Annotated in this window: 15 protein-coding genes; 7 read left to right on the forward strand and 8 right to left on the reverse strand. The window is 68.4% G+C overall.

The window, feature by feature from the left end; translation table 11 throughout:
• Positions 1-18: 18 nt before the first annotated feature.
• Both BST44_RS06240 and BST44_RS06245 read right to left on the reverse strand, forming a co-directional pair.
• Positions 19-633, reverse strand: a complete 615-nt coding sequence (locus BST44_RS06240) for a mycothiol-dependent nitroreductase Rv2466c family protein (protein ID WP_083175768.1) — start codon at positions 631-633, stop codon at positions 19-21.
• A gap of 30 nt (positions 634-663) precedes the next feature.
• On the reverse strand, positions 664-984 hold the full coding sequence (locus tag BST44_RS06245) for a metal-sensitive transcriptional regulator (protein WP_083175770.1): 321 nt from the start codon (positions 982-984) through the stop codon (positions 664-666).
• Between the two features lie 234 nt (positions 985-1218).
• Here BST44_RS06245 and BST44_RS06250 point away from each other — a divergent pair, with 234 nt between their 5' ends.
• From BST44_RS06250 to ag85C, 4 genes are all read left to right on the forward strand, one after another.
• The gene (locus BST44_RS06250; protein WP_083175772.1) at positions 1219-1650 is read left to right on the forward strand and encodes an MmpS family transport accessory protein; all 432 of its coding nucleotides are present in this window, start codon (positions 1219-1221) and stop codon (positions 1648-1650) included.
• Positions 1647-4565 carry an MMPL/RND family transporter gene (locus tag BST44_RS06255; RefSeq protein ID WP_083175774.1) on the forward strand — a complete coding sequence of 973 codons (2919 nt, stop codon included), beginning with the start codon at positions 1647-1649 and terminating at the stop codon, positions 4563-4565. Before BST44_RS06250 ends, BST44_RS06255 begins: the two co-directional genes overlap by 4 nt.
• Before the next feature lie 23 nt (positions 4566-4588).
• Positions 4589-5086: a metallophosphoesterase family protein gene (locus tag BST44_RS06260; protein WP_083175874.1), complete on the forward strand. Its 498-nt coding sequence runs from the start codon at positions 4589-4591 to the stop codon at positions 5084-5086.
• Positions 5087-5418: 332 nt separating this feature from the next.
• Positions 5419-6474 (forward strand): diacylglycerol acyltransferase/mycolyltransferase Ag85C, encoded by a 1056-nt coding sequence (ag85C, locus tag BST44_RS06265; RefSeq protein ID WP_083175776.1) that lies wholly within the window; start codon positions 5419-5421, stop codon positions 6472-6474.
• Between the two features lie 36 nt (positions 6475-6510).
• Here ag85C and BST44_RS06270 read toward each other — a convergent pair whose 3' ends face one another.
• The 4 genes from BST44_RS06270 to BST44_RS06285 form a co-directional block, all read right to left on the reverse strand.
• A complete protein-coding gene (locus BST44_RS06270) occupies positions 6511-7227 on the reverse strand; it encodes a YoaK family protein (RefSeq protein ID WP_083175778.1) in 717 nt (238 codons plus the stop codon).
• Between the two features lie 64 nt (positions 7228-7291).
• Complete coding sequence (locus tag BST44_RS06275; protein WP_083175780.1) at positions 7292-8641, reverse strand: maltokinase N-terminal cap-like domain-containing protein; 1350 nt, start codon at positions 8639-8641, stop codon at positions 7292-7294.
• Between the two features lie 45 nt (positions 8642-8686).
• Positions 8687-10459, reverse strand: coding sequence for a maltose alpha-D-glucosyltransferase (gene treS, locus BST44_RS06280; RefSeq protein WP_083175876.1), 1773 nt, complete (start codon positions 10457-10459; stop codon positions 8687-8689).
• A gap of 121 nt (positions 10460-10580) precedes the next feature.
• Positions 10581-11630 carry a S1C family serine protease gene (locus BST44_RS06285; protein WP_083175782.1) on the reverse strand — a complete coding sequence of 350 codons (1050 nt, stop codon included), beginning with the start codon at positions 11628-11630 and terminating at the stop codon, positions 10581-10583.
• Positions 11631-11805: 175 nt separating this feature from the next.
• On the opposite strand from BST44_RS06285, the gene BST44_RS06290 reads away from it, so the two are divergent.
• Positions 11806-12222 (forward strand): TIGR03668 family PPOX class F420-dependent oxidoreductase, encoded by a 417-nt coding sequence (locus BST44_RS06290; protein ID WP_083175784.1) that lies wholly within the window; start codon positions 11806-11808, stop codon positions 12220-12222.
• Positions 12223-12383: 161 nt separating this feature from the next.
• A complete protein-coding gene (locus BST44_RS06295; RefSeq protein ID WP_083175786.1) occupies positions 12384-14543 on the forward strand; it encodes an elongation factor G-like protein EF-G2 in 2160 nt (719 codons plus the stop codon).
• 16 nt (positions 14544-14559) lie between these two features.
• Here BST44_RS06295 and BST44_RS06300 read toward each other — a convergent pair whose 3' ends face one another.
• Positions 14560-16140 (reverse strand): FadD7 family fatty acid--CoA ligase, encoded by a 1581-nt coding sequence (locus BST44_RS06300; protein WP_083175788.1) that lies wholly within the window; start codon positions 16138-16140, stop codon positions 14560-14562.
• Between the two features lie 247 nt (positions 16141-16387).
• Here BST44_RS06300 and oxc point away from each other — a divergent pair, with 247 nt between their 5' ends.
• Positions 16388-18121, forward strand: a complete 1734-nt coding sequence (oxc, locus tag BST44_RS06305) for an oxalyl-CoA decarboxylase (RefSeq protein ID WP_083175790.1) — start codon at positions 16388-16390, stop codon at positions 18119-18121.
• Here the strand turns inward: oxc and BST44_RS06310 are convergent.
• Positions 18105-19037, reverse strand: coding sequence for a LysR family transcriptional regulator (locus BST44_RS06310; protein ID WP_083175792.1), 933 nt, complete (start codon positions 19035-19037; stop codon positions 18105-18107). The two genes, oxc and BST44_RS06310, sit on opposite strands and share 17 nt — an antisense overlap.
• Positions 19038-19206 lie beyond the last annotated feature (169 nt).

The raw sequence follows: 19206 nt of genomic DNA on the forward strand, positions 1-19206 counted from the left end.
GCGCGGGCTCGCCCCCCGTTAGGCCGCGGCGCGGGGGCGCTGCAGCTGGGAGAACTGCGGAACCGCGGCCAACGTCGCGACCGCGTCGAACAGGGCGAGCGCGGCGTCCGCGTCCGGCGGCGCGGTGAGGACCGGCCCGAAGAAAGCGCGCCCGTCGATCCGCAGAATCGGACTGCCACCGGTTTCGCCGAGCGCATCCTGTCCCGCCCGGTGCGCCTTCCGGACGGCCTCGTCGAGGGCGGCCTCCGCCCCGGCCTTCGCCGCGCTGTCGGCCGCGCCCGCCGCGCTCAGAACGTGCGCGACGAGATCGTCGTCGAGGGGCTCGGAGCGGTCGAAGTACCGCTCGCCGAAGGCAAAGTACGCGTCCGACCACCCGCCGGCGCCGTTTTGCTGAGCGATGGCGGCCATCAGCCGGCCGGCGCGTTGCGAGTCGCGCATGCGGGCTTGCTGAGGGGGCAGGAGTTCCCGCCCCTCGTTGAGCACGGCGAGACTCATCAGCTGCCAGTCGACATCGAACCCGGCCTGCTCGGCCACGGCGCGTAGCCACTGCGCGGTGTTCCACGAGAACGGGCACACCGGATCGAGCCAGAGTGTGACTTTGGCTGCGGTTCGATCAGTTTGATCGGGCGGCATTGCCCATTCCCCTTTCGTGGTCGCCGGCGATTACGCCAGGCTCAGGAACAGCTTTTCCAGTTCCTCCATCGAGACGGCCGGCCTCTCGTCGGACCCGCCCTCCGGCCGTACGATGCACTCGCGCAGCCCCGAGGCGATGATCTTGAAACCGGCGCGATCCAGCGCCCGCGACACCGCGGCCAACTGTGTGATGACGTCTTTGCAGTTGCGCCCCTGCTCGATCATCGCGATGACCCCACCGAGCTGACCGTGGGCCCGGCGCAGCCGGGCGAGGACCGCGTCCATGTCGCCCGGGTCGTGTCCGGTGACGTCGGCCGCAAGCGGCCAACCACCGGGAACTTCGTTTGCCATGACTCCTTCATACCATACCCGGCGGGGTATCGTCCGCAGGCTGGCAATACCCTGGGGGGTATGGTAAGACTGGTTCCGGGGTTGGAGTCACCATGTGCGGGTACGCAGGCACGCGATGACGGGTGATGTGTGCCTGCCGGCCCTCAGGTGCGGGCCAAATGGCCCTATTGGCCGCGCGGCGCGGGGCTGAGACTCCGTACCAGTAACACCAGGTCACGAGGGAAAGGAACGTCCGTGTCCACGTTTCTCAGACGGGCCTGGGTGCCACTGGTCGTCGTGGCGGCCGTGGCCCTCGGCGGGATGGCCGTCGACCAACTGCGCGGCGTCTTCGGGTCCGACCCGATCTTCACGGCGACCGGCAGCACCGCGGAACCGCTCGTTGCCTCGCACATCAAGCGGGTCACCTACGAGGTCTACGGACCCAGCGGCACGACGGGAAGCGTGAGCTACTTGAACAAGAACGCACAGCCGGAGCAGGCCGACTTCAGCACGCTGCCCTGGACTTTCACGATCACCACGACCGTGCCCGCCGTGATCGCCAGCGTGGTGGCGCAGGGCGACAGCGATGACATCGGCTGCCGCATCAGCGTCAACGGCGAAGTCAAGGACGAGCGATCCTCGGCCGGGCGCCACGCTCAAACGTCCTGTCTGGTGAAAGCCGGATGAACACCGACAACGAAACCCGTCCGAGGTTCATGCGGTTCGTCCGAACGTTCGCGTGGCCCATCATCATCGGCTGGCTGCTGCTCACCGTCGCGCTGAATGTGCTTGTCCCGCCGATCGAGTCGGTGGCACGCAAGCACGCGGTCACGATGTCACCCCAGGATGCGCCGGCGATGATCGCCGCCAAGCGCATGGGTGCGACGTTCCACGAGTCGGATTCCGACAGCATCGCCATGATCGTCCTGGAAAGCGATAAACAACTCGGAGACGAGGCGCACCGCTACTACGACGGCCTGGTGCAAAAGCTGCAGGCCGACCCCAAGCACGTGCAGCACGTCCAGAACGTGTGGGGCGACCCGCTGACCGCCGCCGGTGTCCAAAGCAAGGACGGCAAGGCGGCCTACGTCGAGCTCAACCTGGCCGGCAATCAGGGCAGCACCCTGGGCAACGAATCCGTCGACGCCGTGCGCAAGATCGTCGACAAGTCGGAGCCCCCCAAGGGGCTCAAGGTCTACGTCACCGGCCCCGCCCCGCTGACCACGGACATGAACGAAGCGGCCGACAAGAGCATGTTCAAGATGATGGGCGTCACGGGCGTGGTCATCATGATCATGCTGTTCATCGCCTATCGATCCGTCAGCACGGTGCTGCTGGTCCTGGTCATGGTCGGCTTCGAGATGGGCACGGCCAGAGGGCTTGTCGCGCTTCTCGGCAATTACGAACTCTTGGGGTTCTCGACGTTCGTCGTGGCGATGCTGTCCTCGTTGGCGATTGCGGCGGGGACCGACTACGCGATCTTCCTGATCGGGCGCTATCAGGAGGCGCGCCAGGCCGGCCAGGATCGAGAAACCGCGTACTACACGATGTTTCGCGGCACCTCGCACATCATTTTGGGCTCGGGGTTGACCATCGCCGGGGCCACGTTCTGCCTCCACCTGGCGCGCCTGTCGTATTTCAAGGCACTCGGCATCCCGTCCGCGCTGGGCCTGCTGGTCGTCGTGGCGGGAGCGATGACCGCGGCACCCGCCGTCGTCGCGGTGGCCACCCGCTTCGGCCTGCTCGACCCGAGACGAATGATCAAGACGCGCGGGTGGCGGCGCATCGGCACCGCGACCGTGCGCTGGCCCGGCCCGGTGTTCGCGGCCTCGCTGGTCATCGCCATCGTCGGCATCCTGATCATGCCGAGCATGAAGATCAGCTACAACGACCGCTTCTACACCCCCCCGGGCGTTCCGTCGAACATCGGATACGCGGCCGCCGAACGCCACTTCAGCGCCGCCACCATGAACCCCGACATCCTCATGATCGAGAGCGATCACGACATGCGGAACAGCGGCGACATGATCATCCTGGACAGGCTCGCCAAAGACATCTTCCGGTCACCGGGAATCGCGATGGTGCAGAGCATCACCCGGCCGCTGGGCGGCCCGATCGAGCACACCTCCATACCGTTCCAGATCAGTGCGCAGTCGATCCCGATCCAGCAGAACCTGCAGTTCATGCGGGACCGCACGAACGACATGCTCAAGATGAGCGACGACCTCGGCGCCATGATCGTCTCGATGCAGCGCATGCAGGGCCTGCTCGGGCAGATGAGCGACGCCACCCACCACATGGTCGGCGATATGCACGAGATGCAGGCCACGCTGGACGAGATGCGGGACCACCTGGCGGATTTCGACGACTTCGCCCGACCGCTCCGTAGCTATCTCTACTGGGAACAGCACTGCTACAACATCCCCGTCTGCTGGGCCACCAGGTCGGTGTTCGAGGCGATCGACGGTGTCGACAAGTTCAGCGAGAACATGAGCACGCTGATCAAGGACGTCAACAACGTCGACGCGATCATCCCGCAGATGCTCGCGCAGTTCTCGCCGATGATCGCCGTCGCCAAATCCATGCAGGGAACCCTGCTCACGATGCACAGCAGCTTCTCGAACCTGGTCACCCAGATGGCGCAGATGACCGACACGGCCAGCGCGATGGGGCAGGCGTTCGACGCCTCCCGCAGTGGTGACTACTTCTACCTGCCCCCGGAAGCCTTTCAGAATGCCGACTTTCAGCGCGGACTGAAGCTCTTCCTGTCCCCGGACGGAAAGGCCGCGCGCTTCATCATCACCCACGACGCCGACCCGGCGACCCCGGCGGGCATTTCCGCCGTCATGCCGGAACTGGCGGCCGCGCATCAAGCGGTCAAGGGAACGACCCTGACCGGCGCCAAGTTCTACCTCGCCGGAACGGCGGCCATCTATCGCGACATCCAGTCGGGGTCGCATTACGACCTGCTGATCGTGGGACTCGCGGCGCTGACGCTGATCTTCGTCGTCATGGTGATCATCACGCGCGCGCTGGTCGCGTCCCTGGTGATCGTCGGCACGGTGCTGTTGTCGCTGGGCGCCGCCTTCGGGCTCTCCGTCCTGGTCTGGCAACACCTGTTGGGCCTGGACCTGAACTGGATCGCACCGGTGTTCGGGTTGATCATCCTGCTGGCCGTCGGCTCGGACTACAACCTGCTGCTGGTGTCGCGGTTCCAGGAGGAGATCGGCGCCGGGTTGAAGACCGGCATCATCCGATCCATGGGCGAGACCGGTGGCGTCGTCACCACCGCGGGACTCGTCTTCGCCTTCACCATGATGTCGATGGTCGCCAGCGACCTGCGCTCGATCGGCCAGGCCGGCAGCACGATCGGGCTCGGCCTGCTGTTCGACACGCTGATCGTGCGCTCGCTGATGACGCCGTCGATCGCCGCGCTGCTGGGGCGGTGGTTCTGGTGGCCGATCCGGGTGCGCCCGCGCCCCGCCAGCGAGATGCTGCGGCCCTTCGGCCCACGCAGCCTCGTTCGGTCCCTCTTCCTGGGTGAGGCCGCCGACGCGCCCGCCACCAAGCCGGAGAAAGCGATGGCCTCGACGTCCCGGTGAAACCGGCGGGCAAGATGGGCCCTGTGCGGCTGCTGCTGATCTCCGACACCCACGTCCCCAACCGCGCCCGCGACCTGCCCGCCCGGGTCTGGGACGAGGTGGAGGCGGCCGACGTCGTCGTACACGCCGGCGACTGGGTGGTGCCCGAACTGCTCGACCAACTCGAAAGCCGGTCGGCCCGGTTGGTCGCCTGCTGGGGAAACAACGACGGCCCCGCATTGCGGGCGCGGCTGCCCGAACGGGCGGACGTCACCCTGGCGGGGGTGCGGTTCACGGTCGTGCACGAGACCGGCGCGGCGACGGGCCGCGAGGCGCGGATGTCGCGGCTGTATCCGGACACCCAGGTGCTGGTCTTCGGGCACAGCCACATCCCCTGGGACACCACCAGCGAGTCCGGGTTACGCCTGCTCAATCCGGGCTCGCCGACCGATCGGCGCCGCCAACCGCACTGCACCTACATGGTCGCCCGGATCGGCGACGGGGCCCTGACCGACGTCGCCCTGCATCGCCTGCCGCGGTAGCACCTACATCATCGGCGCCCCCCCGGCCCGATCGACGTGGTCGTGCTGATCGTGGCGAACGTGCCCGGAATCGCCTCTGCCGCAACACTGTTGCACCGGCTCGTCGGCTAGCGCGACGGCCGGCGTCCCGGCGGCCGGAAGAGCGGCACGGTTTCGACGCCCAATCGTGACCTGGCAGTGACGATTCCGGGCCGAAGCCCAATCGTTAGCCAACCGCGATCTGAAGCTCCGGCCGTGACAGGCGATTTGCGCCCTCCCTCCGTGTTTGACTGCCCAGCGAACAGATTCGACCGCCGAACGCGGCAGTGAAAAGTTGGGATGGGTAGAGAGCTATGAGGTTCTTCGAAGAGTTGCGGAAGTTGCGTGGCGCCGCGGCAACCATGCCGCGGCAACTGGCGGTCGCGGCCATGGGGGCTGCCCTGATGTCCGGCCTCGTAACCGCCGCCGGCGTCTCGGCTACCGCGGGGGCATTCTCGAAGCCGGGGCTTCCGGTGGAATACCTGGAGGTGCCGTCGCCGTCGATGGGCCGCAACATCAAGGTTCAGTTCGAGGGCGGCGGACCGCACGCCGTGTACCTGCTCGACGGCCTGCGCGCCCAGGACGACTACAACGGCTGGGACATCAACACCCCGGCCTTCGAGGAGTTCTACCAGTCCGGCCTGTCCGTGGTGATGCCGGTCGGCGGCCAGTCCAGCTTCTACAGCAACTGGTACCAACCGTCGGCGAGCAACGGCCAGAACTACACCTACAAGTGGGAGACGTTCCTGACCCAGGAAATGCCGCTGTGGCTGCAGGCCAACAAGCAGATCTCACCGGCAGGCAACGCCGTGGTGGGCCTGTCGATGTCCGGTGGCTCCGCCCTGATCCTGGCTTCGTACTACCCGCAGCAGTTCCCCTACGCCGCCTCGCTGTCGGGCTTCCTGAACCCTTCCGAGGGCTGGTGGCCGACGCTGATCGGGCTGGCGATGAGCGACTCGGGTGGCTACAGCGCCAACAGCATGTGGGGCCCGTCCACCGACCCGGCGTGGAAGCGCAACGACCCCATGGTCCAGATCCCGCGGCTGGTCGCCAACAACACCCGGATCTGGGTCTACTGCGGCAACGGAACCCCGAGCGACCTCGGCGGTGACAACATGCCGGCCAAGTTCCTGGAAGGCCTCACGCTGCGCACCAACCAGCAGTTCCAGAACACCTACGTGGCCGCGGGCGGGCGCAACGGGACGTTCAACTTCCCCGCCAACGGCACGCACTCGTGGCCCTACTGGAACCAGCAACTGGTCGCGATGAAGCCCGACATCCAGCAGGTGCTGCTGGCCAGCAACACCACGGCCCAGCCGGCACAACCGGCACAACCGGCGCCGGCGGCACCGGCACAGCCGGCCGCCTGAAAACCCGCCAAGCCAGCATCGGCAGCAGCGCACCGGTCAGCGCTGCTGCCGATGCTTTTTCTCGGACCGTTCCATCAACAGAGCGCGCCGGTCCTGGTGGAAATAGGTGTATCCGGTCGTCACCGCACACACAGACGTGGCCATCACCAGCATCCAGGTCCCGTTGACGACCACGCTGATGAAGCCGCCGACCGCCGCGCCCACGACAAAGCTCGCCAGCAGCAAAAAGTAACCCAGCCAGTCCGAGACGTCCCCACCGCCGGCGATGTGGCGCTCGATGCCCTGGCCCATCTTGACGGTCGTGCCGGTCACATAGCTCAACGGCACCGACACCTCGCCATTCTTGACAAAAGACGTGTTCAACGCCCCGGTACCGAATGCAAGCAACATCATCGGTGCGAAATCGACGAAATTCTGCGCCCATCCCTCATCGAGGACGTCGACCACCGTCGCGGCCGCCAAACTGAAGGTGGTCAGCACCGTCGGGCCGTGCGGATGGTCCACCCAGAAAAAGCGCCGGCACAGTGACGCGACGACGACGCCGGCGACGAACGCCACAATGAGCAGCCCGGCACTTACGGCCAGCCACCCTTCCCCGGTGAAGTACCCGAGCACGGCGCGTTGGGCGTTGCCGGTGATGAACACCACGAAGTAGCCCGCGGAGTGGGTGAAGGAGATCGCGCCGACCACACCGGCCAGCACCGCCAGCACCCACGACAATCGGGCTTCGCTATTGAATGTTTCGCTCGCCACGCTGACATGCTGTCAGACGCACGCCGCCCCCGCAGGCGACGCATACCGAACTCCTATCCCGCGCCTATGCGGCGATGAGCCGGGCGATGGAACGCAGCGGGATGGGCAGCCAGCTCGGCCGGTGCCGCGCTTCGTAACCGGCCTCGTACACCGCCTTGTCGAGCTCGTAGGCCGCCAGCAGTTCGGCCGAATCGCGCGGGTCGATCCCCGACGCGGCGGCGTAGCCCTCGCAGAACGCGGTCCGGTTGCGCTCGACCCATTCCCGGGCGCGGGCGGCCAGCTGCTTGTCGGTCGCCTGATCCACCAGCGGTCCGTACGCGGCGTATTCGAACGACCGGAGCACGCCGGCCACGTCGCGCAACGGTGAGTCCGGCGCCCGGCGCTCGTCGACCGGCTGTCCCGGTTCCCCCTCGAAGTCGATCAGCAACCAGCTCTCGGGGGTCCGCAGCACCTGACCGAGGTGCAGGTCGCCGTGCACGCGCTGGACCGTGATCGACTCGCCCGACAGCTTCTGGAATCGCTCTTCGATGGTCGCCGCGTACTCCTGCAGCTGGGGCACCTTCGCCACGGTCGACGTCAGCCGCGCCAGCACGGTCTCGACCGGGAACGACGACTGCGCCGTCCCGAGGGATTCCGCCAGCGTCGCGTGCACGGACGCCACCGCCTCGCCCAGCCGGCAGGATTCACCGGCGAAGTCGCCGCCGACTTCGTGCGCGTACAAGTCGCCCTCGGCGAACAGGTCGCGCACGCTCGCGGTTGCCATCGCCCACCCCTCCGCGGCGTTGGCCGCGAACTCGGTCACCATCCCGAGCGGCCAGGCCGCGTCGGTCGTGCCGTCCGGGGCGGCCATCTCGTAGGTGCCCAGCAGGCGCGCCACGTGCGGGTTGCCGGCGCGGCCCAGCACCCGGTTGAGTTCGATGTCCGGGTTGATGCCGCTGCTCACCCGGCGGAACGCCTTGAAGATCGCGGCCCGGTCGAAGATCACGCTGGTGTTGCTCTGTTCGGCGTCGGAGACGTGCGGCAGCGCCTCGAGCGGCAGCTCCACGCCGGGCTCCTTGACGAACCTCACCTCGGTGCCCGACGCCGCCCGCACGGCGGACTCGTCGATCAAGGACAGCAGCAACTGCGGCGCGTCGGTGTCGTACAGGCCGTCGAAGCCGGTGCGGTCACCGGCGGCGCCGATAGTGGCCACGCTGCTGTACTCGGAGACCGGCGCGGTGTCCCACCGCACGATGACCTGGTAGCGCTCGGACGCGCCGTCGGCGTAGCGGGCGTCGACCAGAACCAGGTCGAGGTCGTCCCGCAGCGGGACGACGACGGCGGCCTCGGCCGAGGTGAGCTCCCGGTTGCGTCCGGCATACCACCGCTGCTGGGGGAGCCAGTCCGACCAGGGCAACTTGGCTGGATCAGTCATGTGCGCCGCTCCTACTCAACTCGTTCTGCATCGTCAGCGGCGCGATCATGAGTCCTCCTCACATGCGGTCAGCTGGAACCAGTAGAACCCGTGCCCCGGCAATGTCAGCAGGTAGGGCAGGTGCCCGATCCGCGGAAATTCGACATGCCCGGTCAGTTCCACCGGCGTGCAACCGCTCCAGTGCTGCAGATTCAGTTCGATCGGCTGCGGGAAGCGCGACAGGTTGTTGACACACAACACCGTGTCGCCGCCGCCGGGCGCCTGGCGCACGAACGCCAGCACCGACGGGTTGGATCCGCCCAGTTCCTCGAACGAGCCGACCGCGAATGCCTCGTGCCGGCGCCGCACGGCCAGCATCATGCGGGTGAAGTTCAGCAACGACGTCGAGGTGTCGCGCTGGGCCTCGACGTTGACCGCCTGATAGCCATAGACGGAGTCCTGGCTGGCTGGCAGGTAGAGCCGGCCCGGGTTGGCCTTGGAAAACCCGGCATTGCGGTCCGGGGTCCACTGCATCGGCGTGCGCACCCCGTCGCGGTCCCCCAGCCAGATCACGTCGCCCATGCCGATCTCGTCGCCGTAGTACAGCACCGGCGAGCCCGGCAGCGACAGGAGCAGCGCGGTGAACAGCTCGATCTGGTTGCGGTCGTTGTCCAGCAACGGCGCCAGCCGGCGCCGGATCCCGACGTTCGCCTTCATCCGCGGGTCCTTGGCGTACTCGGAGTACATGTAGTCACGCTCTTCGTCGGTGACCATCTCGAGCGTCAACTCGTCGTGGTTGCGCAGGAAGATGCCCCACTGGGCCATGTCGGGGATCTCCGGCGTTTGCGCCAGGATCTCCGAGATCGGGATGCGCGACTCGCGGCGAACCGCCATGAAGATGCGCGGCATCAGCGGGAAGTGGAACGCCATGTGGCACTCGTCGCCGCCGGTGGTGGGGTCGCCGAAGTACTCCACCACGTCGGCCGGCCACTGGTTCGCCTCGGCCAGCAGCACCCGCCCGGGAAATTCGTCGTCGACGACCTTGCGCACGCGCCTCAAGAAGGCGTGCGTCTCGGGCAGGTTCTCGCAGTTGGTGCCCTCGCGCTCGAACAGGTAGGGCACCGCGTCCAGGCGGAACCCGTCAATTCCCAGGCCCAGCCAGAAGCGGATGACGTCGATCATGGCGTCCTGCACGGCCGGGTTGTCGTAGTTCAGGTCCGGCTGGTGCGAGAAGAACCGGTGCCAGTAGAACTGCTTGCGCACCGGGTCGAAGGTCCAGTTGGACTCCTCGGTGTCGACGAAGATGATCCGCGCGTCGGTGTAGCGCTCGCTGGTATCGCTCCACACGTAGAAGTCGCCGTACGGGCCGTCCGGGTCGTGCCGCGACTCCTGGAACCACGGGTGCGAATCCGACGTGTGGTTCATCACCAGGTCGGTGATGACCCGGATGCCCCGCTCGTGCGCGGCGTTGAGCAGCGCGACGAAATCCTCGACGGTGCCGAACTCCGGCAGCACCTTGTAGAAATCCCGGATGTCGTACCCGCCGTCGCGCAGCGGCGAATCGTAGAAGGGCGGCAGCCAGATGCAGTCGATGCCCAGCCATTGCAGGTAGTCCAGGCGCCCCAGCAGCCCCCGCAGGTCTCCCGCCCCGTCCGCGTTGGCGTCGAAGAACGCCCGGACCAGCACCTCGTAGAACACGGCGTGCTTGAACCACGTCGGGTCGGTGGGCAGCGCGGCGGCGTTGTCGAAGTCGTCGGAGTCGGGGTGCTCGACCACACCGTCCTGGACGTGACTGCCCCCTGCGGGATGGTGCTCGACTGCGTCTCGTGCGTCGTTCATCAAATCCACGATGCCACGGGTACCCGAGCCGCGACATTCGGAATCACACCCGTCGATGCGCGACGAGAAATGCCCGGCGCCAACGGAATTGGCGAGTGGCAGGGGATCATCGGCGCGGGCGTCAGGCCGGCGGTCCTTCCGCCAGGGTCACGTTGGCGGTGCGGTCGCCGCCCCCGGCGGAGCGGTAATGCACCGCGATGGTGTCACCGGGGTGGTGCGGGACGAGCACGTCCGTCATCGAGGTCGCGCCGTTGATCGGGACGTTGTCGACGGCGGTGATGACGTCACCCGGGGAGATCCCGGCCCCCGCCGCGGGGCCGCTGGTGACCACCCGTTCGACGCGCGCGCCGTTGCCGTCGCTGTCGGTGACGCCCAGGCCGAGGAACGCGGTCGGGCCGACGTGCACGGTGTTGGAGCCGGCGCCGGACCGGATCTGGCCGGCCACGCCCATCGCCCGGCCGATCGGAATGGCGAAGCCCTGCCCGCCGCCGGACATCTTGTAGTTGTCGGTGGCGGCCGTGTTCACGCCGACCACCTGGCCCTGGTTGTTGACCAGCGGACCGCCGGAGTCACCGGGCCTGATGGGCGTGTCGGCCTGGATCAGCCCGCCCAGCGACTCGTTCGCACCGGTCAGGGTGTCGGTCGCCGAGACGGTCTGGTTGAGGGCGATGACCTTGCCGGACACCGCGCTGGGTGTTCCGCCCTGGCCGCCGGCATTGCCCATCGCGACGACCGGCTCGCCGACCGAGACGCCGCCGCCGATCGCGGCGGTCGGAAGCCCGGCCCCGCCGCGGAGCTGCAGCACCGCGACGTCCTGGGTGCGGTCGTAACCGACCACGTCGACGGCGTAGGTCTGCCCGTTGCCGACGTCGAACGCGCTGATGTCCGTCGCGCCGGAGATCACGTGATTGTTGGTCAGCACGACGCCGTTGGGGTCGATGACGATGCCCGTACCGGCGCCCACCGCATTGTTGTAGCCGAACTTCGTGTTGATGTTGACGACCTGCGGCCCCACCTGGCCGACCAGCGCCGCCGGGTCGAGGGGCGCCCGCGGCTGGGTGAACGGCGAGGCGGCCGCCGGGGCGATGCCCAGGCCCAGGCCCAGACCGACCACCGCCAGCACGCTGACCACCCATGACCACCAAACCGAGCGGTGGTGCGATTTGCTCATCCCGTCACCCTTCCTGAGTCGCGGCAAACACAAACTGTCCCGGCCGTGCAGTTCGGGGCGGCACAATATTGTGTATATAACCGTAATGCAGGTAGCTATTCGCGGCAGTGGCGAGGCTCTGATCAGCCGCGACGTCATCCCGCCCGGCTCCGTGACGCGCGCCTAGGCTGACAAGGTGGCCGAATTCGACCCCAAGGCCGGCTTCAGCCGGTCCCCGGTGGCCCGGATGGCCACGGTCACGCCCGACGGCCTCCCCCACCTGGTCCCGGTGGTCTTCGCGGTCGGCGAGGACTCCGCCGACGTGGTGTACACCGCCGTCGACGCGAAACCCAAGACGACGCGCCGGCTGCGGCGGCTGGCCAACATCGAGCACAACGGCCACGTGAGCCTGCTCGTCGACCAATACGCCGACGACTGGACGCGGTTGTGGTGGGTACGGGTCGACGGCACGGCCACCATTCACACCGACAACGCCGTGCTGGAGTCGGCATACCGGCTGCTGCGCGCCAAATACCCTCAGTATCAATCGGTTCCGCTGGACGGACCGGTGATCGCGATCGCGGTGCGCCGCTGGTCGAGCTGGCACGCCTGACGGGTGGCGCGGGCCTCCCACCGGGCCGGGGCAATCGTGGCCGCTACGTGGCCTTGTGTTGGGCCCCCGTTGGGGGAACAGTTGCTTATGGACTCTGTGAGCTAGGACACACGACGCTGGCGCACCCCGGCGATGCGGCCGGAGAGAACTGGAGGAACCTCATGGCGGACAAGGCGAATGCTTCCCAGGGCGCGGCGGCCGCTGCCACCCCTGCCGGCCCACGCGATGTGCGCAACATCGTCCTGGTCGGACCGTCGGGTGCCGGCAAGACCACCCTGGTCGAGGCGCTGCTGCTCGCCGGCGGGGTGCTGAGCAGAGCGGGTTCGGTCACCGACGGCAGCACGGTATGCGACTACGACGAGGCCGAGATCCGCCAACAGCGGTCCGTCGGCCTCGCCGTGGCGTCCTTGGCGCACGACGGCATCAAGATCAACCTGGTGGACACGCCCGGGTACGCCGATTTCGTCGGTGAGCTACGCGCCGGCCTGCGCGCCGCGGACTGCGCGCTGTTCGTGATCGCCGCCAACGAGGGCGTCGACGAACCCACCAAATCGCTGTGGCAGGAATGCGATCGGGTCGGCATGCCCCGCGCCGTGGTGATCACCAAGCTCGACCACACCCGCGCCAACTACGCCGAGGCGCTGACCTCCGCGCAGAACGCGTTCGGCGACAAGGTGTTACCGCTCTACCTGCCGACCGGCCTGCCGTCCTGCGAAGGCCTGATCGGCCTGCTGTCGCAGACCCGCTACCGGTACGCCGACGGACGGAGGACCGCGCAGCCGCCCGAGCCTTCCGACGCCGAGCGCATCGAGGAGGCGCGCGGCACCCTCATCGAGGGCATCATCGAGGAATCCGAGGACGAGTCGCTGATGGATCGCTACCTCGGCGGCGAGTCCATCGACGAAGCCGTGCTCATCGAGGACCTGGAGCGGGCCGTCGCCCGCGGGTCGTTCTTCCCGGTGATCCCGGTCTGCAGCAGCACCGGCGTCGGCACCCAGGAGCTGCTGGAGGTCACCACGCGCGGATTCCCGTCCCCGATGGAACATCCCCTCCCCGAGGTCTTCACGCCGCAGGGCGCCCCGCACGCGACGCTGACCTGCGACCCCGCCGCACCGCTGCTGGCCGAGGTGGTGAAGACGACGTCGGACCCCTACGTCGGACGGCTCAGCCTGGTCCGGGTGTTCTCCGGGACCATCAGGCCCGACACGACGGTTCATGTGTCGGGCCATTTCGCATCGTTTTTCGGGGCGGTCAACGGGAACGGCGGCACGCACCCCGATCACGACGAAGACGAACGCGTCGGCGCCCTGTCGTTTCCGCTGGGAAAGCAGCAGCGCCCCGCCCCGGTCGTGGTGGCGGGTGACATCTGCGCGATCGGCAAGCTGAGCCGGGCCGAGACGGGTGACACCCTCTCGGACAAGGCGGAGCCGCTCGTGCTCAAACCGTGGACGATGCCCGAACCCCTGCTGCCGGTCGCGATCCAGGCGCACGCGAAGACCGACGAGGACAAGCTGTCCGTCGGGCTGGGCCGGCTGGCCGCCGAGGACCCGACGCTGCGCATCGAGCAGAACCCCGAAACCCACCAGATCGTGTTGTGGTGCATGGGCGAGGCCCACGCCGGCGTCGTCCTCGACGCGCTGGCCAACCGATACGGCGTCACGGTCGACACCGTCGAGCTTCGCGTGCCGCTGCGAGAAACGTTCGCCGGCAAGGCAAAAGGCCACGGCCGGCACGTCAAGCAATCCGGGGGGCACGGTCAATACGCGGTGTGTGACATCGAGGTGGAGCCGCTACCGGAGGGTTCGGGATTCGAGTTCCTGGACAAGGTGGTCGGCGGGGCGGTTCCGCGGCAGTTCATCCCGAGCGTGGAAAAGGGGGTGCGCGCGCAGATGGAGAAGGGCGTGCACGCCGGCTACCCGGTGGTCGACGTCCGGGTCACGCTGCTCGACGGCAAGGCCCACAGCGTCGACTCCTCGGATTTCGCTTTCCAGATGGCGGGCTCCCTGGCGCTGCGCGAGGCGGCCGCGGCGACGAAGGTGAGCCTGCTCGAGCCCATCGACGAGGTGGCGGTGCTGGTGCCCGACGACTTCGTGGGTGCGGTGATGGGTGACCTGTCGGGCCGGCGTGGCCGGCTGCTCGGCACCGACACCGCGGGCAACGAACGCACGCTGGTCAGGGCCGAGGTGCCCCAGGTGGAGTTGACGCGGTACGCGATCGACTTGCGTTCACTGGCCCACGGCGCCGCGTCGTTCACCCGTACCTTCGTCCGCTACGAACCCATGCCGGAGGCCGCGGCCACCCGGGTGAAGGCCACCGCCTGAGCCGTCGCTTCGAGCCCTAGCCGCCCCGGCCGAATTGCCGGGCGACGGCGCGGCGGTCCAGGGAGCCTTTCGCGGTGTGCGGCAGCTCGGCCGCCTGCTGGAAGCTGGCCGGCACCTCGAAGGGGGCCAGCCGGTCGCGGCCGAACGCCGCGAGTTCGTCCGCGGTCGGCCCCGCGGATCCCCGCGGAACGATCACCGCGGCCACCGTCTCGCCGTACAGCTTGTCGGGCACCCCGAAGACGGCCACCTCCAGGACGTCGGGGTGGCTGGCCAGCACGCCCTCGACGCGCTCGGGTGAGATCTTCTCCCCGCCCCGGTTGATGAGTTCCTTGATCCGGCCCCGGATGACCAGGTCGCCCGCCGCCGACAGCGTTCCCAAGTCACCGGTGCGCAGCCAACCGTCGGTGAAGTTGGCGGCGGTGATCGCCGGGTCGCCGAGGTACCCGCGGACCACGGTGGGCCCGCGCAACCAGACCTCGCCGACCTCCCCCGCCGGCGCCGGCCGGCCGCCGGACCCGGCGATCCTGATTTCCGGCCCGGTCGAACGGCCGACGAGACCCTGTGTGGCAGCAGGGTTTTCGGTGTTGCCGATTCCAGTCGTCGCCACCTGGTGGGTGGCTTCGGTCATGCCGAAGGCGCACACCACCGGCGCGGAGAAGGTGTCCTGCAGCGCCTGCGCCGTTTCGGCGGTGAGCGGGGCGCTGCAACTGCGGATGAACCGCAACGCCGTGCCGCCGTGCCGGTGGGTTGCTGCCCGCTCCAACAGGATCTGGTGAATCGTGGGGACGGCCGTGTACCAGGTGGCGCCGACGGCGTCGATGTCGTCCCAGAAGGTGTGCGCCGAGAACCGCCCGCGCGCGGGCAGCAACACCGCGCCCCCGGACACCAGGGTGGCCAGCAGCGCGGCGAGCAGCCCGTGGCCGTGGTAAAGCGGCATCACGGCCACCGTGGCGTCTTCGGGGCCCAGGCCGTATCCGGCGATGATGGCCCGCACCGAGCCGGCGACGTTGCCGCGGGTCCAGGGCACCATTTTCGGCGTCCCGGTAGTTCCCCCGGTGAACATGATCATGGCGTCGTCGTCGCACAGCCCTTCGGGCGTCGAAAAACTCTGTGCCCCATCGCCTCCGGCCTCGAGTTCCACCGTCGGTGCGCCCGGCGCCGGGGCGGCCTTCACCGCCAGCGGCCACCACGGCACTCCTTGGCCCTCGTCAGGCGCCTCGCCGTCGATGAGCACCGTCCGGGCCCCGACGGCTTCGCTGCGGGCACGCTGCTCACCGACCGGCAGCGCCGGGTCCAACGGAACCGCGACCAGGTCGGCGCGCGACGCGGCCAGCAGCGCCACGACGAATTCCGGGTTGCTTCCGGAGCGCAGCGCGACGCGGTCACCCGGCCGCAGCCCGTGCCCCTTCAGCGCCTCGGCCAGGTCGTCGACCAGCCGCAGCAGATCGCGGTAGCCGATCGGTGTCCGATCGGCGGTGACGACCAGCGCGGGCGCGTCGGGGGACCGCCGTGCCGCCTCCTCGACCAGATCGGCGAGGCGTGGGCCCCGCGTCTCCGTCCCCATGGCCTCGCCGCCGATGACCGCCTCAGGTTTCATCGCCGCACTCCCTTTCGCTTCGTCGTCAATCCGCTCGAAGATTGCCGGGTGGCCGTCCGTCCGTCCAATACCGATCCGCTCACGACCGATAACCGTTGACTATTGACTCACAGAAGGCGGCTTGCCAGCACCGATAAACGCTGTGAATCGCTGCATAGCGGCCCGGTCTTGGACACCCGCCTGGCCGCCGGGCCAGAGTATGGCCGAGGCTTTACCCCACCGAGACCACACACGAGGAGTCGCCACCATGACCGCACTTTCGGCATCTCCCGGCCAAGCGCAGGGGCCCGCGCGTTTGATCGACGGCTTCCACCTGGTGGTGGAGGCGCTCAAGGCCAACGACGTCGACACGATCTACGGGATCGTGGGCATTCCCATCACCGACCTCGCCCGCGTCGCGCAGGCCTCCGGCATCCGTTACATCGGCTTCCGCCAGGAGAGCTCGGCGGGCAACGCCGCGGCGGCCGCGGGATTCCTCAACCGCCGACCGGGCGTGTGCCTCACGACGTCCGGGCCCGGCTTCCTCAACGGCCTGCCCGCTCTGGCCAACGCCACCGCGAACTGCTTCCCGATGATCCAGATCTCGGGCTCCAGCAATCGGGCGCTGGTCGATCTGCAACGCGGTGACTACCAGGACATCGACCAGCTCGACGCGGCGCGGCCGTTCGCGAAGGCGGCCTACCGGATCGGCCGCGTCGAGGACATCGGCCGCGGTGTCGCGCGCGCCGTGCGCACCGCGATCTCCGGGCGTCCCGGCGGCGTCTACCTCGACATCCCCGGGGAGGTGTTGGGCCAGGCGATGAATGCCGACGACGCCGCGGCCACGGTCTGGCGGATCGTCGACCCCGCGCCGCGCCAACTGCCGGCGCCCGAGGCGGTCGAGCGCGCGCTGCAGCTGCTCGCACAGGCGCAGCGACCGTTGATCGTGTTGGGCAAGGGCGCCGCATACGCGCAGGCCGACAACCTGATTCGCGAATTCGTCGAGGCCTCCGGAATTCCGTTCCTGCCGATGTCGATGGCCAAGGGGCTGCTGCCGGATTCCCACCCGCAGTCGGCGGCCGCCGCGCGTTCGCTCGCGCTCGGCCGCGCCGACGTGGTGGTGTTGGTCGGCGCCCGCCTGAATTGGCTACTCGGACACGGGGAGTCGCCGCAGTGGTCCGCCGACGCCCGGTTCGTGCAGGTCGACATCGCCCCGTCGGAGTTCGACAGCAATCAGCCGATCGCGGCCCCCCTGGCCGGCGACATCGGCTCGGTGATGGCGGCGCTGCGCGACGGCGTGGCCGCCCACCCCCTCACCGTGCCCGAGGAATGGACCAAGGAGTTGGCCGCCCGCACCGAACGCAACGACGCCAAGATGCGCGAGCGACTGGCCGAAGACCCGCGCCCGATGCGCTTCTACAACGCGCTGGGCGCGATTCGCACCGTGCTGCAAGCGAACCCGGACGCATATGTGGTCAACGAGGGGGCCAACGCGCTCGACCTGGCGCGCAACGTGATCGGCATGGAGGTGCCGCGACACCGGCTCGACACCGGGACCTGGGGCACGATGGGCATCGGCATGGGCTACGCCATCGCCGCCGCCGTCGAGACGGGCCAACCCGTGGTGGCCATCGAGGGTGACAGCGCATTCGGCTTCAGCGGCATGGAGATCGAGACCATCTGCCGCTACCGGCTTCCGGTGACCGTCGTGATTCTCAACAACGGCGGCGTCTACCGCGGCGACGAGGCCGCCGATGGTACGGACCCGGCACCCACCGTCCTGAATGCGCGGGCGCATCACGAGCTGCTCGCGGAAGCCTTCGGCGGCAAGGGGTATCACGTCACCACCCCGGCCGAGCTGCGGTCGGCGCTGTCCGATTCCATCGCGGCGCGGACACCGTCGATCATCGACTGCGAGCTCGACCCGGCGGCGGGGGTGGAAAGCGGGCATCTGGCGGGCCTGAACCCGACGAGCGCGGCGGCGGTCAGCGCCGGTGGGTGATCTGCTGCAGCTGCGCGTCGAAGAACTCGTCGAGCGACAGCCCCGCCGCGGAAGCGGCGAGCGCGCGGGCGATCGGCGAACCGGGTCCGGCGGAATTGGTCGCCAGGGCGATCTCGGCCTTGAGCACCGGATCGACCATCTCCACCGCACGGACTTCGGGGCCCAGCGGCGACGTCCACAGCCAGGTGTGCGGCACGATGCAGGCCCAGTTCCCCGCTGCCACCTGAGCGAATAGCGAAGCGACGGAGTCGGTTTCGACCTGTGGGATCACTTCGATGTCATGATCGGCGAAGGCCTTGTCGATGATTTGGCGGTCCCGCATGTCGGGGGTGAGGAGCGCCAGCGGCAACTGCGCCGCCTCCGGCCAGGTCGTGGTCGCCGCGGCGGACCCCAACATGTCCGCGGGTGACAGCAGCACGTAGTGCTCTTCGTACAGCGGCACCAGGTTGACGTCGTGGGCCTCATCCGGCGCCGCGTGCACGATCGCGGCGTCCAGTTCGAATTCGCGCAGCCGCCGGTACAATTCGGTGCCCGCCAACCGGGAAAGGATGTGCACCTTGGCCAGCGGGTGCGCCGAACAGAACGCCGAGAGCACCAGGGAGGCGGTCATCGAGGCGGTGGGGACCGTGCCCAGCCGCAGCATGCCCGTGATGCCCGACCGCACCGCATGGACCTCCGCCTTGAAAGCGTCGTGCTCGGCGAGAATCCGCCTGGCCCACACCACCAACCGCTCGCCTTCCGGGGTCAGGCCCTCGAAGCTGTGTCCGCGATTGATCAGCGTGACGTTGAGCTCGCGTTCCAGCTTGGCGATCGCGGCGGACAGCGCGGGTTGGGACACGAAGCACTTCTCGGCCGCCCGGGCGAAGTGACGCTCCTGCGCGACCGCCACGAAGTACTCCAGCTGACGGAAGAGCACCCGTGCCTCCTCGGCCCGACGGAGTTTTGCTGAGGCTAACGCGTCGCCCGCACACCAGCCAGTCCGGCCGGCGGACGGCGGCCGGCGAGCCCCCAGTTGTTTGCTGAAAGTGGCACTGCGGGAACAGCCGGTAGAATAGAGTCTCGTCAATCGCACCATCTCGAAGGGC

This window comes from Mycobacterium scrofulaceum (genome assembly GCF_002086735.1).
Lineage (GTDB): Bacteria > Actinomycetota > Actinomycetes > Mycobacteriales > Mycobacteriaceae > Mycobacterium > Mycobacterium scrofulaceum.

Bases quoted from the DNA above. Each gene is read 5' to 3' on its own strand.
- BST44_RS06300 (WP_083175788.1), bottom strand. From the start codon at position 16,140: ATGAAACCTGAGGCGGTCATCGGCGGCGAGGCCATGGGGACGGAGACG.
- BST44_RS06240 (WP_083175768.1), bottom strand. From the start codon at position 633: ATGCCGCCCGATCAAACTGATCGAACCGCAGCCAAAGTCACACTCTGG.
- ag85C (WP_083175776.1), top strand. From the start codon at position 5,419: ATGAGGTTCTTCGAAGAGTTGCGGAAGTTGCGTGGCGCCGCGGCAACC.
- BST44_RS06285 (WP_083175782.1), bottom strand. From the start codon at position 11,630: ATGAGCAAATCGCACCACCGCTCGGTTTGGTGGTCATGGGTGGTCAGC.
- oxc (WP_083175790.1), top strand. From the start codon at position 16,388: ATGACCGCACTTTCGGCATCTCCCGGCCAAGCGCAGGGGCCCGCGCGT.
- treS (WP_083175876.1), bottom strand. From the start codon at position 10,459: ATGAACGACGCACGAGACGCAGTCGAGCACCATCCCGCAGGGGGCAGT.
- BST44_RS06245 (WP_083175770.1), bottom strand. From the start codon at position 984: ATGGCAAACGAAGTTCCCGGTGGTTGGCCGCTTGCGGCCGACGTCACC.
- BST44_RS06295 (WP_083175786.1), top strand. From the start codon at position 12,384: ATGGCGGACAAGGCGAATGCTTCCCAGGGCGCGGCGGCCGCTGCCACC.
- BST44_RS06255 (WP_083175774.1), top strand. From the start codon at position 1,647: ATGAACACCGACAACGAAACCCGTCCGAGGTTCATGCGGTTCGTCCGA.
- BST44_RS06275 (WP_083175780.1), bottom strand. From the start codon at position 8,641: ATGACTGATCCAGCCAAGTTGCCCTGGTCGGACTGGCTCCCCCAGCAG.